Source organism: Bradyrhizobium sp. USDA 4503 (genome assembly GCF_054055815.1).
The window spans coordinates 7056535-7073864 of the sequence record NZ_JBSRXS010000001.1; the positions used below are offsets into that span (position 1 = coordinate 7056535).

16 protein-coding genes are annotated in these 17330 nt (G+C 64.1%); 5 read left to right on the forward strand and 11 right to left on the reverse strand.

Features of this window, described 5'->3' with window-relative positions; all coding sequences use genetic code 11:
• Positions 1–9: 9 nt before the first annotated feature.
• Entirely contained in the window at positions 10–447 is a 438-nt protein-coding gene (locus tag ACVMIH_RS33615) for a cupin domain-containing protein (RefSeq protein WP_057015484.1), read from the reverse strand.
• Between the two features lie 252 nt (positions 448–699).
• Between ACVMIH_RS33615 and ACVMIH_RS33620 the strand changes: the two genes are divergently transcribed.
• Positions 700–1299 (forward strand): 3-keto-disaccharide hydrolase, encoded by a 600-nt coding sequence (locus tag ACVMIH_RS33620; RefSeq protein ID WP_057015457.1) that lies wholly within the window; start codon positions 700–702, stop codon positions 1297–1299.
• A gap of 48 nt (positions 1300–1347) precedes the next feature.
• On the opposite strand, the gene ACVMIH_RS33625 is transcribed toward ACVMIH_RS33620, so the two are convergent.
• The 7 genes from ACVMIH_RS33625 to ACVMIH_RS33655 all read right to left on the reverse strand — a co-directional run bounded on the left by ACVMIH_RS33625 (position 1348) and on the right by ACVMIH_RS33655 (position 9668).
• On the reverse strand, positions 1348–2835 hold the full coding sequence (locus ACVMIH_RS33625) for a hypothetical protein (protein WP_057015456.1): 1488 nt from the start codon (positions 2833–2835) through the stop codon (positions 1348–1350).
• Positions 2836–3119: 284 nt separating this feature from the next.
• The gene (locus tag ACVMIH_RS33630) at positions 3120–4226 is read right to left on the reverse strand and encodes a glycoside hydrolase family 5 protein (RefSeq protein WP_057015455.1); all 1107 of its coding nucleotides are present in this window, start codon (positions 4224–4226) and stop codon (positions 3120–3122) included.
• A gap of 231 nt (positions 4227–4457) precedes the next feature.
• Positions 4458–5405 carry a DUF5996 family protein gene (locus ACVMIH_RS33635; protein WP_456853214.1) on the reverse strand — a complete coding sequence of 316 codons (948 nt, stop codon included), beginning with the start codon at positions 5403–5405 and terminating at the stop codon, positions 4458–4460.
• A gap of 132 nt (positions 5406–5537) precedes the next feature.
• Complete coding sequence (locus tag ACVMIH_RS33640) at positions 5538–7154, reverse strand: B12-binding domain-containing radical SAM protein (RefSeq protein WP_168856517.1); 1617 nt, start codon at positions 7152–7154, stop codon at positions 5538–5540.
• Positions 7155–7392: 238 nt separating this feature from the next.
• On the reverse strand, positions 7393–7992 hold the full coding sequence (gene wrbA, locus ACVMIH_RS33645; protein ID WP_456853212.1) for an NAD(P)H:quinone oxidoreductase: 600 nt from the start codon (positions 7990–7992) through the stop codon (positions 7393–7395).
• A 149-nt stretch (positions 7993–8141) separates the two neighbouring features.
• A complete protein-coding gene (locus tag ACVMIH_RS33650) occupies positions 8142–8840 on the reverse strand; it encodes a pirin family protein (RefSeq protein WP_456864752.1) in 699 nt (232 codons plus the stop codon).
• A gap of 75 nt (positions 8841–8915) precedes the next feature.
• Positions 8916–9668 carry an SDR family NAD(P)-dependent oxidoreductase gene (locus ACVMIH_RS33655; protein ID WP_253588107.1) on the reverse strand — a complete coding sequence of 251 codons (753 nt, stop codon included), beginning with the start codon at positions 9666–9668 and terminating at the stop codon, positions 8916–8918.
• Between the two features lie 116 nt (positions 9669–9784).
• On the opposite strand from ACVMIH_RS33655, the gene ACVMIH_RS33660 reads away from it, so the two are divergent.
• From ACVMIH_RS33660 to ACVMIH_RS33675, 4 genes are all read left to right on the forward strand, one after another.
• The gene (locus ACVMIH_RS33660; protein WP_016846155.1) at positions 9785–10699 is read left to right on the forward strand and encodes a LysR family transcriptional regulator; all 915 of its coding nucleotides are present in this window, start codon (positions 9785–9787) and stop codon (positions 10697–10699) included.
• 172 nt (positions 10700–10871) lie between these two features.
• A complete protein-coding gene (locus ACVMIH_RS33665; RefSeq protein ID WP_456864754.1) occupies positions 10872–13307 on the forward strand; it encodes a Nal1-like putative serine protease in 2436 nt (811 codons plus the stop codon).
• A gap of 449 nt (positions 13308–13756) precedes the next feature.
• Positions 13757–14746: a tripartite tricarboxylate transporter substrate binding protein gene (locus ACVMIH_RS33670; protein ID WP_168856520.1), complete on the forward strand. Its 990-nt coding sequence runs from the start codon at positions 13757–13759 to the stop codon at positions 14744–14746.
• A gap of 141 nt (positions 14747–14887) precedes the next feature.
• Entirely contained in the window at positions 14888–15268 is a 381-nt protein-coding gene (locus ACVMIH_RS33675) for a hypothetical protein (RefSeq protein ID WP_168856521.1), read from the forward strand.
• Here the strand turns inward: ACVMIH_RS33675 and ACVMIH_RS33680 are convergent.
• The 3 genes from ACVMIH_RS33680 to ACVMIH_RS33690 are packed head-to-tail and all read right to left on the reverse strand — an operon-like array spanning position 15265 to position 17323.
• Complete coding sequence (locus tag ACVMIH_RS33680; protein WP_050384246.1) at positions 15265–15738, reverse strand: YbaK/EbsC family protein; 474 nt, start codon at positions 15736–15738, stop codon at positions 15265–15267. The genes ACVMIH_RS33675 and ACVMIH_RS33680 overlap by 4 nt on opposite strands.
• A gap of 5 nt (positions 15739–15743) precedes the next feature.
• Positions 15744–16487, reverse strand: coding sequence for a haloacid dehalogenase type II (locus ACVMIH_RS33685; protein WP_168856522.1), 744 nt, complete (start codon positions 16485–16487; stop codon positions 15744–15746).
• Complete coding sequence (locus ACVMIH_RS33690) at positions 16484–17323, reverse strand: dienelactone hydrolase family protein (protein WP_253588105.1); 840 nt, start codon at positions 17321–17323, stop codon at positions 16484–16486. Before ACVMIH_RS33690 ends, ACVMIH_RS33685 begins: the two co-directional genes overlap by 4 nt.
• Positions 17324–17330: the final 7 nt, after the last annotated feature.

A 17330-nucleotide genomic window follows, 5' to 3' on the forward strand; every position in this document is an offset into this window, starting at 1 on the left:
CGGTTCCGGCTACTTCTGCTCGACCTCGGTCGCGGTGGCCGGGCCTTCGCCCATGATCAGCAGCACGGCGTCCTCGTCCTTGGCGCCGTCCCAGTGCACCTGCTTGCCGAAATGGGTGACGAAGCTGCCGGCCGGCATCGCCACGGTGCCGTGATCGGGATCGAATTTCGGACCCGAGCCCACCCACCAGGTGCCCTTGAGCACCACGATGTAGCGGTCGTTGGGATGGAAATGCGGACGGCTGAAGTGATTGCCCTTGGTCCATTTGGTGTAGACCATGTAGAAGCCGGGCTTCGAGGGATCGCCGACCACGACCGCATTCTGCGCGCCGCGCGCGTCAGCCGGGCTCCAGGGAATCTGATCAGGCAGCTTGTAGGTCACGGCGGCCGGATTGAGCTCGGCCGCGGAACTGACGCTCAGCGTCGCGGCAAAAGCCAACGGCATCATCAGATATCGCCAAGGTCGGTTTGACGCCGTCATCGGTATGCTCCCAGATCGGATTACTCGGGCGACTGCCGCGCCCATACGTCGCGCGATGCTAGTCGTCCTCGCTTCCGCCCGGCAAGACGCCGCCGTGCATGTCTGATCTCAGGATTGCGGCAACGATCCGTGACACAACGCAGTTGCAATATGAAAAAGCATTTACGCCGCCGCAGACGATGATAGGTTGCGCGCCAACCAAAAGACGGGAGGATAACCTTGAAGAAGCATCTGTCGATACTGGCGGCGGGACTTGTGATCGGTGCGGCCGCGCTGCAATTTTCCACCGCCGCCTCGGGGGACGACGGCTGGGTCACGCTGCTCGACAGCTCCAAGAAGGGTGACTGGGACGAGGTCGGCAAGGCCAATTGGGCGATGAAGGACGGCGCGCTGGTCGCCGACAAGCTCGACGGCAAGGATCTCTCCTATCTCGTCAGCAAGACCCAATACAAGGATTTCCAGATCAGGGCGGAGTTCTGGACCGACGAGGATGCCAACAGCGGCATCTTCATCCGCTGCGAAGGCAACAAGGTGATCGACTCCAAGGTCTGCTACGAGGTCAACATCTTCGACAAGCGGCCGGACCCGACCTACGGCACCGGCGCGATTGTCGACGTCGGCAAGGTCGATCCGATGCCGAAGGCGGCCGGCAAATGGAACGTCTACGAGATCACGGCGCAGGGGCCGCATTTCGTCGTGACGCTGAACGGCCAGAAGACCGTCGACGCCCAGGATTCCAAGCACGCCAACGGCTATATCGCGCTCCAGTATGGTTCGGGCGTGGTCAAGTTCCGCAAGGTGCAGATCAAGCCGCTCTGACGGCGCGGGTTGAGCGGGGCCTCGGTCGCACTCCGACGGGGCCCCTCCTCATTGAGGAGCACTGTCGGTCGCAGAGACCTTCCGATCGTCACTCTGCGTGCGCAGATGATGGCCGATCACGAGCCCGGTCAGGCACAGCAACAGCCCAAGTGCCGGCGGCGCAAACAGCGCCTCTTCCTGGAAGATGCCGTTCACCAGCACGACCATCGTGCCGAAAGCGGCGAGCCCCTGGATGAGGATTCCCGACGAGGCGTAGAGGCGCCAGGCCTTCAGCGCCATCGCCAGGAAGTAGCCAAGCGGCACCAGTGAGCCGATCCCCATCTGGTAGAGCAGCACGCCGACGGCGCTCTCCACCGCGCCGTCCATCGTGCCGGCCGCCTGCGCTGCGTTCCAGTCGATCGAGAAATAACCTTCGGAGAGATTGCCGCCGACGCCAAGTCCGCGGCCGATCGGATTCTGCCGAAAGCCGTCCCACCCGCCCATGAAGCCGATCACATGGAAGTCGCCGATCTGGAGTCCAATATAGATCGCCGCGATGGCGTACAGCACGAGCCCGACCAGCGCGACGGCAAGGGTGATGGTGGCGCCGAGCAGCCAGGTTGCCGTCCAGGCCAGGGCCACGAAGATGACCAGGATGAGCGCGCCTTTTACGCTACAGCAAATCAGCAGCGGGATCGCGGCCAAGGCCAGCCAGCGATATCCGACCGCGAACAGGAACAGGATGGAGAAGGCGATCCCGTAACCGAAGCTGATCGGGCTCATATTCGGTCCGAAGATGCGCAGCAACGACGAAAGGCCGAGGTCCTCGAACAACGGGCTGTTGAGAAAGCTGAAACGGAAGCGATCGATCAGATCTACCGGCACCCTGCCGGTTGCGCGCATCTCGGCTTCCCAGGATCCGGAGCGGGTCGCCTTCAGCTCGTCGAAATGCCAGAACGTGTAGCCGTTGGTGATGGAGAGCCAGAAATCGCGGAACAGCAGTTCGACATATCCGCAGACGATCAGCAGCGCGGCAACCGTCACCAGGAACGGCGTGATGCGGATCTCGAAGGTTGCGGCCGTCAGCAGCGATAGCTGAAACAGAAACAGCGGCAGCGCAATGTTGCGCAGATAGACGAGGGCCGCGTGCGAGTCCTGCGTGGCGCCGAGCAGGAAATACGCCGTTACGGTTGCGAGGGTGATCAACCCCCATTTCATGATCCGGTCGATCTCGGCGGAATGTTTCCGCTCGTGCAGCGCGTAGAGCGCCAGCGTGACCAGCCACATCACCGCGATGACCAGGAAATTGTAGCCCTTGACGAAATCCATCTCCTGCTCGGTCGTCATATAGGACGACAGGATCGAGACGAAGAGGTTCTGGAAGAAGATGATGAAGATGGCGATCGACGGCGCGTAGGCCGGCACCGCGAGCACGATGGCGCAGCCGATCAGACTTTCGACGACGATCGCGAGCCCGGCGTTGGCCACCTGGATGATCGGCGCGAATGCGATCGATGCCACGGCGATGCTGAGTGCAGGAATCAGATCGCCGGCCAACAGCGGCCGCGGGGCTATCTCTGCTCGCACAGGCTCTGACCTAATGTGACCGGACGTGTGGGCGTGCCACACCGCATCGTCGATCTAGTGTCCCGAATCCGAAGTTCGCATCATTTGCCGCACCTTCGGAGCGAACTTCGGATTCGATAAGGACACTAGCAAACTTATGATTCTAGTGTGCTTTATGAATGCGAAGTTCGTGAAAATGGCTGCCGCGAAATCGCACGAACTTCGCATTCAGCACACTAGCCGCGCATTGTGTAAGAACCGGTTAACCAGATGGGTCAGCGGGTCCCGAGCAGGGCCCTCAGCGCCTCGCGGTCGACCTTGCCGGTGACCGGGTCGGCGAGGCCGAAGCCTTGCGACAGCTCCCAATGGGTCCAGCCCCAGCATTGTTGCCGGGCGTAGGCGGTCACGCCGGCGAGCCAGCGCAGCCGGCTATCGCGCGGCGCGCCGGCCTTGAGCACACCGAATTCATTGATGATGATCGGCCGCGAATATTGCCGTTGCCAGACGGCCGCCGGTTCGAGCCATTTGTCAATGCCGCGGTCGGGAATGGCACGGTCCACCATCGCGAGCGCCTTGCGCCTGTCCAGCGCGGTGAGTTGCTCCCGCAGCTGCTGAACCTTGGGATCGTCGGAGCGGACCGGATAGGGCAATCCGGTGACGTCGTGCAGCGGTTCATTCGGATCCCAATGGGCCTGATGGGTGAACACCATCGGATCGTAGAAGTGGATGGCATAGACGACGTTCGGATCGTCGAGCGGAGTGAAATCCGGCAGCGAATCCGCGCGCTGCCAGTTGACCGGCCCGGTGACCAGTGTGGTCTGCGGCAGCAGGCCGCGAATGAAGCCGGCCAGCTCCCGGACTTCGCCCTGCCATTGCGCGGCCTCGACATCCGGCTCGTTCAACAGTTCCGCAAACACACGGTCGGACGGATAGCGCTGCATGACCCGTGCGAGCTCGGTCCAGGCGCGCTTCATTTCGGTCATCGCATTGGGCGGATCGTCCTTGTGTAGCGCGTTGAAGCGCTCGCCGGAGTGCAAGTCGATCGACACCGCATAGCCGAGCGCGAGCAGGGTCTTGAGCGCCGCATCGACGGTGCGCAGGCGGCCGTCGATCTCGGCTTTCGCGGCGAAGCGCGGCATGACGAAGTCGGCGGGCACCGGCAGCCGGATGTGGGTCATGCCGGCCTTGCGCAGCTCGCGCAGCAGGGCGCGGGGTGGCGCCGACCGCGGATCGGCGATCCAGCCGTCGGCATTGACGCCGCGTGACAGCGCCTCGAGCCGCTCGGCCGGGACGCCTTCGATCAAGGCGGGACAGGCCCGCGCGGCGACCGACAGCAGAATCGACGCGCTGACCGCGAGGGCAAGGATCGATGGCCGCGTCATGACCGATCAGCGTGCGATGGTTGTCGCGGGATCGTGACGGGTTGCGGGGCGCTCACGAATATACTGCCTGTTGTGTTCGAGCCGGCCGGGGTCGCGGGGCGTCGTCCGAAAGACAGCTCGGCCAAGCAACGATGCGGTAAAGACGTAACACGAAATTTAACCCATGCGCCTTCGTCGACTGTCCAAGGCGACCCGTCGCGAAGAGGATTGAGCCGCCGGTGCGGCGCGCCGCTAGACCCCTCGGACCACGCCCGGCTGGCCCGGTGCGCATTCCAGCGCAGCACGGTCCCAGTTCGCGTTGATGGCCGCGGCCTCATAGCTCGATTGCAGGAATTCGAGCAGCGCCTTGTCCGGGTCGGCAGCCGTCCGCACGGCGTCGTAGGGCAGGATGAATTCGCCAAGCGCTTCGCTGAAGAACGCAGCATCGGGTCGCACCGGCGTGCTGCGATAGCCCGCGGGTTCCGGATAGGCGTAGGAATAGAACGCAGGATAATCGATCGCGCCGCCGCCCGGCCAGAAGCCGGCGCTGCTGACCTCGTGCGAATAGGCCTCGTGTGCCACCTCGTCGGGCAAATGGGGCACGCCGCCGGGATGCCGCGGCGCGGTTCTGCCGGAAAACCGCGTCACCGCGAGATCGAAGCTGCCCCAGAAGAAATGCACCGGGCTCGCCTTGCCGAGGAAGCCGGTCCGGAATTGCTTGAACACGCGATCGCAGTTCACGAGGATCTGGTGAAACCGGCGCACGGCATCCGCGTCGTACGACGCATGCTGCGTATCCTGCGAAAAGCGGATCGGATCGGCGACTTCGTTCGGTATCTCGTCAATGGCGACGTCGATGCCGAGGTCCTTCAGATTGCTTATGACCGCCGCGTAGAAGCTTGCGACCGATTGACCGGCCAGCGCGAATTGCCGTTCGGTGCCGTCGCTGGTCGAGATGCGGAGCACGTGATCGATGAAATCGAAGTCGATCTGGAACGTGCGATCGCCGTCGGGGATCGGCGAGGTCGTCAGCCCGCGCGCCGTGACATAGAGCGTGACGTGCCAGGAGTGATTGAGCCAGGGCGACTTCGCCAGCCGGATCTTGCCGGCGATCTGGGTGAAGAGCTGGAGCGTGGCACAGCTGTCGCGCCACGCCGCGGTCGGCAGTTCCGGCCAGCGGGTCTTCTGTGTGTTGGTCATGACAAACCTCTGGGCTGCGCAACGTACAGTGTTTCGGCTATTGCGAATTGGTCGCGATGACCTCGGGGGAACCGATCCTCTCGTTCCGCGCGACGTGCTCTGGTCGGCGAAGCGCACGAACGCGCTTTGCCGTCAAACCGCACGTAGGTTAGTTCGCGGCCCAAGCTCCGTGGCCCTCACCGGCGGCATATCGTCGAGGGCGGCAATCCGGCGGTCAATCTCACGGATCACGTGTTTCGAGAATGGCCCGAAATGCAAATACAGCGCCATCAGCATCACGATGTAGCGAAGCGCGCCCGGATTGGACTTGGCGACCTCGACGAAGGTCTTCCAGAACGGTTCGCGGACCTCCGGCAGGGCACGCATGATCGTGTGCACGCCCTCGATGCCGCCAAGCCTCTTGCGTATGTCGCCATCCGGCAGGTCGCGACGCCGGTCGGACCGGTCGAGCATGGCGGCGAGCCGCGACAGCCGTCCTGCATAGGCCGTCGGGTCGAACACGTGCCCGATCACGGCCTTGTAGTCCTCAAGGATGTCACGCAGCGGACGTATGGTGTCGAAATTGCAGCCGAGCGTGCATTGGTCGCCCGCCTGCTCGACTTTCATGAGATCGTGGCCTTCGTGCAGGCGGCCTTCCTTCGCCAGCCGCCGCGTCAGCTGTGTGCCCGGCAGTGCATAGAGCAGTCCAACCATGCAGACTGGAATGCTCGCCTCCTCGATGAAGTCGATCATCGCGTGCCCCATCGAGGCTTTCTCGGTATCGAACCCGACGATGAAACCCGCGGTGACGAACATGCCGTAGCCATAGATCTTGTGAATGCATTCGGCGATGTCGCGCCGGGTGTTCTGCTTCTTCTTCATCTGCACGAGGGTCTCCGGATCCGGGCTCTCAATGCCGACGAAAATCCCGAAGAAGTTCGCGTCCTTCATCGCCTGCAACAGCTCGCTGTCGTCAGCGATATTGATCGAGGCTTCCGTCGAAAACTCGAACGGATAATCTCGCTCCTCCAGCCAGGCTTTGAGCTGCGGCAGCAGGATGCGGAGGTTTTTCTTGTTCCCGATGAAGTTATCGTCGACGAAATCGACATGTCCGCGATAACCGTGATCGTAGAGCGCTTGCAACTCAGCGAGAATTTGATCGGGGGTCTTGGTGCGCGGCACACGACCATACAGCTCGATAATATCGCAGAACTCGCAGGTGAACGGGCAGCCACGCGAATATTGCACGCCAATGAAGAGATAGTGCTCGAACTTGATCAGGTCATAGCGGGGCATCGGGCTTAGCGTGACGTCGATCTTGAATTTCTCGGCGATGAACACGCCCTTGCGCTCTCCACTTTCCCAGGCGGCGACAAATTGCTGAATGATTTGCTCTGCCTCACCGATCACCTGGAAGTCCGCGTCGGCGTAAAGATGCGGGCTGGAGGAGACGTCAGGTCCGCCGACACATACCGGCTTGCCGTGCCGGTGTGCGAGATCGATCAGGTGGAGAAAATCAGGCTGCTGGTTGAGCATGCCGCCGATCATGACAAGATCGGCCGAGTCGAGATCGGCGTCCGTCAAGGGCTCGGTGTTACGGTTGATGAGGCGAATATCCCAATGCTTCGGCAGCATGGCGGCGACGGTGATCAGTCCGAGCGGCGCCGCCGGATACTTCGCATCGACGAGTTCACAAGCTTCCGTATAGTTCCAGAAGGAGTCCTGAACGAACTTCGGATAGATCATTAGGACGCGACAGGGAACCGTCATGTTGCTCCGGCCTGGATATTGACGGGCACGATGACACGCGGCTTGTCGCCGCTCAAGGGTTCAATTCGCGGCCAATTGTCAGGCAATCCTGGGCATGGACGCCTATTACGTCGATTATCGGCCTTTCTTGGCGTCTGTTGGCGTTCCAGCAGCGATCGCTCTTGCGCCGTTGTCCGGGAACGACGTCGCGACTTAGGCAGGGGCGGCAATCGTGAACGAGAATGCCGCCCCCATCGCATCAGCCGTGAAGTTTTCTCGCGGTTTCCGCGATCGCGCGGCCCTGATAGCGGGCGCCGGCGAGTTCGTTCTCGCTCGGCTGGCGGCTGCCGTCGCCGCCGGTGATCGTGGTTGCGCCGTAGGGCGCGCCGCCGGTGACCTCGTCGAGCTTCATCTGTCCGGCAAAGCCATAGTTCAGGCCGACCACCGTCATGCCGAAATGCAGGAGGTTGGTGATGATCGAGAACAGCGTGGTCTCCTGGCCGCCATGCTGGGTCGCGCTCGAGGTGAAGGCGCCGCCGACCTTGCCGTGCAGCGCGCCCTTGGCCCAGAGGCCGCCGGCCTGGTCGAGGAAGTTGGCCATCTGCGAGGCCATGCGGCCGAACCGGGTGCCGGTGCCGACGATGATCGCATCGTAGTCGGCGAGATCGTCGATCTTGGCGATCGGCGCGGCCTGGTCGAGCTTGTAGTACGAGGCCTTGGCGACTTCGGCCGGCACCAGCTCGGGGACGCGCTTGACGTCGACGATGGCGCCGGCTTCGCGCGCGCCTTCCGCGACGGCATTCGCCATCGCTTCGATGTGACCGTAGGCGGAGTAATAGAGAACGAGAACCTTGGCCATGATGGCCTCCTTGTGGTTTGGCAGTAGGGTGAGGTTAAGGAACCCCGTCATTGCCGGGCTTGACCCGGCAATCCATCAAACGGAGAACCTTTGCGAAGCCCGATGGATGCCCGGGTCAAGCCCGGGCATGACGAGTGTGGATGTGGTGATCAGGCCGCGTCGACGAGCACGAGCTCAGCATCCTCGAGCGCGATGATCTTCAGCTTGGCCTCGTCGCGGATCGCGGCGCCGTCGCGGGCATTGACGCGCACGCCGTTGACCTCGATGCTGCCGGCCGCCGGCACCAGATAGAGGTGACGGGCCTTGTCGGCGGCGTATTCCGCACTCTCGCCGGCCTTCAGCGTGGTGGCGAGCACCCGCGCATCGGCGCGGATCGGCAGCGCGTCATTGTCGCCGTCGATACCCGAGGCGATGGTGACGAGCTTGCCCGAACGGTCCGCCTTCGGGAACGGCTTCGAGCCCCAGGTCGGGTGGCCGCCCTTCGTCGTCGGCTCGATCCAGATCTGGAAGATCTTGGTCTTCGCCGGCTCCAGATTGTACTCGGAGTGACGGATGCCGCTGCCGGCGCTCATCACCTGCACGTCGCCGGCTTCGGTGCGTCCCTTATTGCCGAGCGAGTCCTGGTGCGTGATTGCGCCCTCGCGAACATAGGTGATGATCTCCATGTTGGCGTGCGGATGTGCCGGGAAGCCGGAGTTGGGCGCGATCTCATCGTCGTTCCAGACGCGCAGCGCGCCGTGGCTGACATTATCGGGATCGTAGTAGCTCGCGAACGAGAAGTGGTGCTTGGCCTTCAGCCAGCCGTGGTCGGCGCCGCCAAGCTTTGCGAATGGTCTGAGTTCGATCATGGTCATTCCCCTTGATGTCGATGTTGAGGAGCAGGCCGGGCGCACCGCGCCCGGCGTCTCCAGAAAATTTTGCGATCAGGCGCCGAAGCCGCCGTCGACGTTGAGCACGGTGCCGGTCACGAACGAGGCTTCCGGGCTTGCCAGGAACACGACGCCCGCTGCGACTTCCTCCGGGCGGCCGAAGCGTTGCAGCGCGTGCTGCAAGCGTTGCGTCTCGGCAAACTCGCCACCGTCCTTCGGGTTCATGTCGGTGTCGATCGAGCCGGGCTGCACCACGTTCACCGTGATGCCGCGCGGTCCGAGGTCGCGCGCCGCGCCCTTGGTGTAGCCGACGACGGCCGCCTTGGTAGCGACGTAGTCGGCAAGGCCCGGGAATGAGGCGCGGTCCGCCAGCATGGAGCCGACGGTGACGATGCGGCCGCCTTCGCCCATCAGCTTGGAGGCGGCGCGGATCGCGGTGATCACGCCGTTGATGTTGATCGCCTCCTGGCGGGCGAGCGTCGCGGTGTCGGCCTTGGGGTCGTCGACCGCGCCGCCCGATGCGACACCGGCATTGTTGACCAGGATGTCGAGCCGGCCAAAATCCTTGGCGACGGTCTTCACCAGCTGATCGACATCGGATGACGAGGCCTGGTCAGCCTTGTAGGCGCGGGCGTTGACGCCCTTGCCCTTCAATTCGGCGACCACGGCCTCGGCCTTCTCGGGAGAGGCGACGTAGCTGATCGCGACGCTCGCACCTTCCGCGGCGAGTGCACGGGCGCTGGCCGCGCCGATGCCGCGCGAGCCGCCGGTGACGAGGGCAACCTTGCCTGAGAGCTTCTTTGTCATTGGATTTCTCCATCGGTTGAATTTGATGGCACTTGGATATGCCTCCGGCTGTGGTATATAAATAGAAACTATTGAAACTCATTGTTTCCAGTATTGAGCAATCAGGACAGCGGCCCATGTCGAAACTGCCGGACTTCGAGGCGCTCGCGATCTTCGCAAAAGTCGTGGAATTACGGTCGTTTGCGGCGGCCGCGACCGAGCTCTCGCTGTCCAAGGCGACGGTGTCCAAGGCGGTCAGCCGGCTGGAGGAGCGGCTCGGCGCCCGGCTGTTCAACCGCACCTCGCGGCGGCTGGCGCTGACTGATGCCGGCCAGAAATTGTCGGAGCGCGCCGCGCGGCTGCTCGCCGACGGCGAGGCGGCTGAGAATGAGGCGCTGGCGCAATCGACCACGCCGCGCGGCCTGGTGCGGCTCGCGGTGCCGATGAGCTTCGGCATCAAGACGGTGGCGCCGCTGCTGCCGGAATTCATGGAGGCCTATCCGGAGGTTTCGATCGACCTGCACTTGAGCGATGCCACGGTCGACCTGATCGGCGAGGGCTTTGATGCTGGCCTGCGCATCGCGCGGTTGCCGGATTCCTCACTGATCGCGCGGCGGCTGTGCGGCATGCCGCGCTACACGGTGGCCGCGCCGTCCTATCTGAAGCGCCACGGCCGGCCGACCCATCCGATGCATCTCGCCGAGCACAAATGCTTCGGCTACGCCTATCTCTCGACTCAGGGCGTCTGGCACTACACCAACGCGTCGGGCGAGCAGGCGAGCGTGCGTCCCGCCGGCCAGCTCCGGGTCAATAATGGCGAGGCTGTGATGCCCGCGCTGCTCGCCGGTCTCGGCATCGCCGATCTGCCCGACTTCATCGTCGGCGACGCGATCGCGCGGGGCGAGGTCGAGGTGATCCTGAAAGGCTGGAAGCAGCCCGAGGGCGCCGTGCATCTCGTCACCCCGCCCGGCGGCCCGCGGCCCGCGCGCGTCGAGGTGCTGGCGGATTTCCTGGCGAAGCATTTCGCCAAAGGGCGTGCGCAGCGGAAATAGAAATCCGCACGCGGAGCGGTGGAGGGACATCCGGCCCGCCCCGTCACATTCGTGTCATCCCTTTTAAATTGTATTGCTTATGTGAACTAACCCACGATCGAGGGCTGCCGCGATCGTCTATTTCTGCGTCCTGCACCGGTGTTGCCGCAAAGCGCATTTTCGGAGGAACCAGATGATTGATCTGACCAAGCATGACTTCACGTCATTGTCGGTGAAGGATCTGCTCGATGCCCGCGAGGCCTATCACGTGCATCTGGCACATCTGCAATCGGTCTACGCCACGGCGATCGGCCGCTATCTGATCCGGGACAACGACCGCAACGCGACGGAAAGAAAGGCGCACTCCAAGCCGCAGGCACTCGGACCGCGCACGCTGTTCAATTCGTCGGTCAAGGACTGGTCGTGGCCCTGCATCCTCGTCTTCGTCCGCGACTGGATGAAGCGCTCCGAGCTGAAGAACCATCCCGAGAAGCAGGACCAGCTGGTGCCTCCGTTCCTCTATCTGCCGGATGGTCGCGTCGTGCCCACCTGCGTCGTCAAGGTCGATCCGAACGAGGGCAGTCCCGGCACCGTCGATCCGCCGGTGTTCAAGAGCGATCTGGTCGGCGGCGGCTTTCCGGTGCAGACCATGATACAGGGCAAGATCCACCGCGGCTCGATCGGCTGTCTCGTCACCAATGGCGAGACGGTGTTTGCGCTCTCCAACCGTCACGTGGTCGGCGCCGCCGGCCGCGAGATCTTCGCCGGCTTCAAGAACACCGACCGCCGCCTCGGCATCAGCGATGCGCTGCAACTCGGCAAGCGCGCCTTCAGCGAGGTCTATCCCGGCTGGCCCGGCTCGCGCGTGGTGGCCAATCTCGATGCCGGCCTGGTCCGCATCGATGACGTTAAGGGCTGGACCGCACAGGTTTACGGCGTCGGCCAGGTCGGCGACGTCGTCGACCTCAATGTCGGCACCTTCCGTCTCGACATCATCAACCAGCCGCTGATCGCGTTCGGTGCGACCAGCGGATTGATGAAGGGCAAGATCCTCGGCCTGTTCTATCGCTACAAGACCGTCGGCGGCGTGGAATATGTCAGCGATTTCGTGATCGGCCCGCGCGACGGCGACACGCCGCTCAACAATTATCCGGGCGACTCCGGCACGGTCTGGTTTGTCGACGATCCGGACGCCAAGAAGAACGCCAGCGGCGCGCGGATCCTCAGTCCCCTGGCGCTCGAATGGGGCGGCCAGGAATTGTTCGGATCGAGCGGCAAGGTCCCGATGCAGGTCGCGCTCGGGATCTGCATGTCGACGCTGTGCCGTGAGCTCGATGTCGAACTGATCGGCGACTGGAACGCGGGCCATACCGAGTATTGGGGCGAATGGGGCCACGTCAAGATCGGCGCCTACGCGACCGGTCTGATCGATGCGAAGTTACCCAAGCTCGCCACCATGATGGACGCCAATTCCGACAATATCGGCCTCGACGACAAGCTGCTCGTCGACCTCAAGCCGCATCAGCGAGGCACATTCTCGCCGCTGGCCGATGTCGCCGACCTGGTCTGGCGCTTCACCCGGCACACCGACGAAAGCAACCACTTCGCCGACATGGACAAGCCGGGCAGGGACGGCAAGACGCTGCTCGATCTTTGCGCGGAGTCGACGCGCAACGTCGATCCGAAGGTCTGGAACGACTATTACGAAGGGATCGGCGAGGACCGGCGCGGCGCGCTGCCGTTCCGGGTCTGGCAGATTTTCGACGAGATGGTCGAGTACGCCGCCGCCAACAGGAAGCTGGAATTCGTCTGCGCCGCGGGCATCGTCGCGCATTACATCGGCGATGCCTGCCAGCCGCTGCACATCTCGCAATTCCACCATGGCCTCGATCCGAGCGACAAGGCGCATGCCAAGGTGCACAGCGTGTACGAGACCACGATGATCGGCCGCCACGGCAAGGATCTCATCAAGATGATTCCTGACGCCCGGACCAGCGACGTCGCGGAGATTGCTCCGGGCGGCACGCCGACCGGGCGCGACGCTGCGGTCGCCGTGGTCGCGCTGATGCAGCGGACCGTGAAGCGACTGCCGCCGATGACCATCGTCAACCTGTTCAACTCCCACATGGGCAGCGGCCAGGTCGAGGCGCTGTGGTCGAAGCTGAAGGACGCCACCGCAGCCTGCATGCAGGATGGTGCCAAGACCCTGGCCCGGGTCTGGGAAGCGGCCTGGCGCGCCGGCGCGGGCGAGGACCGCGGGCAGGGCGGCAAGTTCGATCAGGACAGTTTGAGCAAGCTCTACAACGACCCGAGCTTCCTGCCGGCGTTTCCGCTCCAGCAACTCACACTGGACGCCGACGACCACCTCGTTCCGATCGGAGGCAGCAGCACGCGGCGCCGCGGCGCGACAACCGCGCGACGCGCGCGTCCGCAAGCAGCGAAGAAGGCCGCCAAGAAAGCTGCGAGGGAAACGGCCAGGAAGGCGCCGAAGAAGGCGGTGGCGCGCAAGCGGCCGGCCGCGGCTGCTCCGGTCCGACGCGCGGCCGCCAGCAAGAAGACCGCGACCAAGCGCGGCGCGGCCAGCAAGCGGTCGGTCGGAAAGACCCGCAGGGCGGCGCGCAAGCGCTAGAGCAAGATGACTTGCATCACATCGCGCAGCGGATTCAGCTTTACCTCGCCCCGCGTGCGGGGAGAGGTATAGGCCGCCTTTGGCGGCCGTTCTCAAGAACGCCGAAGCGGAGCTTCGGCTATGACGCATCGTTAGATGCGTTCCGGGGTGAGGGGGAGCCTCCACAAGTCCAACTGTCGCCGTTTACGCTGAGGCAGCCCCTCACCCCGACCCTCTCCCCGTAAGAACGGGGAGAGGGAGCACAGCGCCGTCGTTATTCGATCGAATCTCAACATGCACTCGGCCGACCAGGCTCGATCTTCCCCATCGGTCAGTCGGCGTCAGGTGCGACGCGCGGGACGCTTGAGATCAGCGCTCCGGTCCTGCACGATGCGACCAAGCCGCGGCTCTGACTGCGGCATCGCGATCGGTTGCGATCGCCAAAAAAGATGATTGGGGAGAAACTCTCGATGAACCGCCGCGAACTCCTGCGCGCCGCTGCCGCATTGCCGCTTGCGCAGGCTGCGCTCGCCAACTCCGCGTTTGCGCAAGCCGCCTATCCCAACCGCAATATCACGATGATCGTGCCGTTTCCGGCCGGCGGCCAGGCCGACCTTGCGGCGCGACCGGTGGCGCTCGCGCTGGAGCGTATCCTCGGCAAGCCCGTGATCGTCGACAATCGCGCCGGCGGAGCGGGCGGATCGATCGGCAATGCGCAGGCCGCGCGCGCCGAGCCCGATGGCTATACGCTGTTGATGACGCTGTCCTCGCTCGCGGTGCTGCCGGAGGCCGACCGGCTGTTCGATCGTCCGGTTGCCTACGAGGTGTCGCAGTTCGCGCCGATCGCGCGTGTGCTTGCCGACCCGACGCTGCTGGCGGTGCCGGCCTCGGCGCCGTGGAAGACGCTGCAGGAATTCGTCGACGATGCGAAGAAACGCCCGGGACAGATTCCCTACGGCTCGTCCGGTCCGTACGGCACGCTGCATGTCGCGATGGAGATGTTCGCGGCGAGCGCAGGAATCAAGCTGCTGCATGTGCCGTTCCGCGGCGCAGGCCCGGCGCTCACCGCACTGCTTTCCGGCACCGTGCAGGCATTGGCGTCGGCGCCGGGCACGCTCAAGCAGCAGGTCGAGGACGGCAAGATGCGCGTGCTCGCCAATTGGGGCGCCGAGCGGATCGCGAGCTTCCCCGATCTGCCGACCTTCAAGGAACTCGGCTACAAGGACGTCGAGTTCTACATCTGGGCGGGACTGTTCGCGCAGTCAGCGCTGCCGGCGCCGATCATGGAGCGGCTGCGCGCGGCGATGGCTGATGCCGTGAAGGCGCCGGAGGTGATCAAGACTTTCGAGACTGCGGGCAGTCCGGTCGCCTATATGGACGCGCCGACGTTCTCAAAATTTGTTGCAGACGACAGCGCGCGGTTGATCGCGGCGGTGAAGAAGATCGGCAAGGTCGAATAGGGAACTCCCGGGACAAACTCTCTTCACTTTTAGTTGTCCGCGCGAACGATCCTTGGCCGCATTCATTGGGCAGCTTTGGAGCAAATCGCGGCGCGGGAACATGCGCGCGCGGGCCAGTATCTGGAACAACGGGAGCCCGACATGCGATCGCAGCGGATCGTCCTGAGCCTTGCCATAGCGATCGGCGGAGCTGTCACGGCAACGGCCGCCGTCGCCGAGGAGTATCGGGGAACCTGGGAACAGCAGATGGCGTGCACACCGGACGTGTGGCGGCTCTGCAGCGACCAGGTGCCCGACGTGCAGCGCATCGTGGCTTGCCTGCGGCAGAACACGCCGCAACTTTCCAACAGTTGTCGCGCCGTGTTCGAATCAAACGCGCAACAGTCGCAGACCCAGGGGCGGGCCCAACAGCCGCAAGCGCAGGGCCGTGCGCCGCAGCAGCCGCAGATGCAGCAGCGGCCGCGCGCACCACAGCCGATGCAGCCGGCGCCATCGCGGCCGCCGTTCGACGATGAGGACTAGTCCCCAGGTCTGACTTCGCAGACGTCGACCCATTCGGCCGCAGTCAGCTCCGCCATCCTGTCGGGCGTGATGCGGACCGCGCTGTGGGTCGAGCCTGCCGCCGGCACCACGACATCGAATGCCTTCAGCGATACGTCGCAATAAACTGGCAGCGGCGTCTTCAGCCCGAACGGGCAGACGCCACCGACCTCGTGGCCTGTGATGTCGGCGACCTCGTCGAGGCCGAGCATCTTCGGCTTGCCGCCGAACGCCGCCTTCACCTTCTTGTTGTCCATCCGCGACGTCCCGGCGGCGACGATCAGCACCACGCGGTCGCCGACCCGCAGGCTCAGCGTCTTGGCGATCCGCGCCGGCTCGACGCCATAGGCCTCCGCCGCCAGCACGACCGTCGCGGAGCTCGTGGTAGATTCGATCACGGAAATTTCGGGCGCCTTCTCGGCGAAGAAGGCGCGGACAGACTCGAGGCTCATGTTGTTCAGGACCTTGCAGACACCAGTGCGGGAAGTTCGGAGAGACCGTGGATCCGGTGATCGGGTGCGACGCCGAGCTCGTCCATCTGGGTACGCAGAGCCTTGAACATCGTCAATGGGGCGACCGTCTCGCTTTCGACGCAGGCCAGCGCCATCGCTTGCGGCGTCACCCGCTCGATCCATGCGACGTTGAGGCCGAACGACTTGGCACCGCAGGCGTCCCACGGATTGGAGGAGATGAACAGCACCTCCGCCGGCGGTACTTTCAGCACCTCCTCGATCAGCGTGTAGGCCTCGGGCGCCGGCTTGAACACCTTGTGGGCGTCGACGCTGATGGTGGCATCGAGCACGCGGTCGAGGCCTGAATTGCGCACCAGCGCATTCAGCATGTCAGGGCTGCCGTTGGACAGGATCGCGAGCTTCTTGTCCTTCATCGCCTCGAGCGCGGCGAGCGCATCCGGATACAGCGCCAGATGCTGATATTTGTCGATGATGCGGGCGAAGGTCGCGGCGTCATATTGCAGGCCGAGGCAGCGCAGCGTGTAGGCGAGGGAGTCGCGGGTTACGACGGCGAAATCCTGGTAGCGCCGCATCAGCGAACGCAGCCAGGAGTATTCGAGCTGCTTGATGCGCCAGATCTGCGTGATGATGTCGCCATAGCCGGGAAACGCATCCTCGGTGACGTCGGCCACCGACTGGACGTCGTAGAGCGTGCCGTAGGCGTCGAAGACGATTGCCTTGATGGTCATTGTGATCTCTCTTGCCCGCCGATTGTCGCATACAGGAATTTCCTGAGTGCGTCGATGGATTGATCCCTGGCCACCTCGTTGAATTCGAGGTGATGACCGAGCAGCTGCACCGGCGTGCTGTAATGCGGCACGTCGAAACCGTGATAGGCGCCGGGATAGACAATCAGCTCGATCGGATGTCCCGCATGATTCTGCCGGGAGATGCCGTAGTCGTCGCGGCCTTCGGCCAAGGTCCGGCACTCCTTGGCCGGCGTCCAGTCGTCGAGCTCGCCGACCATGATCAGCGTCGGCACCGTCATGTCGCCCTTGATGCTGAGGCAGGGCGGGTAGAATGCAACGGCTGCGCGGAATTTCTCTGCCGCGTTATGTTCGATCGCGCCACGCTCGACCGAGAGCAGGGCGAGCCAGGCGCCTTGCGAGAACCCCACCACCGCGACGCGACCGGGATCGACCGCCGATTGCCGCGCGAGATAGCTCAGCGCACGATAGGCGTCATGGACGGTTGCGGCCGGCGCTCCGCCCGTGCAGGCGCTGCTGATGCCGCGCGGCCCGAACCGGTCGACCGTGAGCGTGACATAGCCCCAGGCCGCCAGCCGCTTGCCCCAGCGCTCGTCGAGTTGCTTGAAGAAGCCGCCGCAGCCGTGCAGCAGCACCACGGCGGGCGAGGGGCCCGGTCCATCGGGTGTTCGCAGATAGCCTTGCAGCGGCTGCGCACTTACAAGCGGGCTCTCGAATTCGACGAACGCGGGCGGCTGCCCGCCGCGTTCCGCGCAGCAGAGCCCTGCGCTTCCGATCAGGAGTGCGAAGAGGGTGGCAAGTCCGGTGAAGTTCGTCATGAACCAC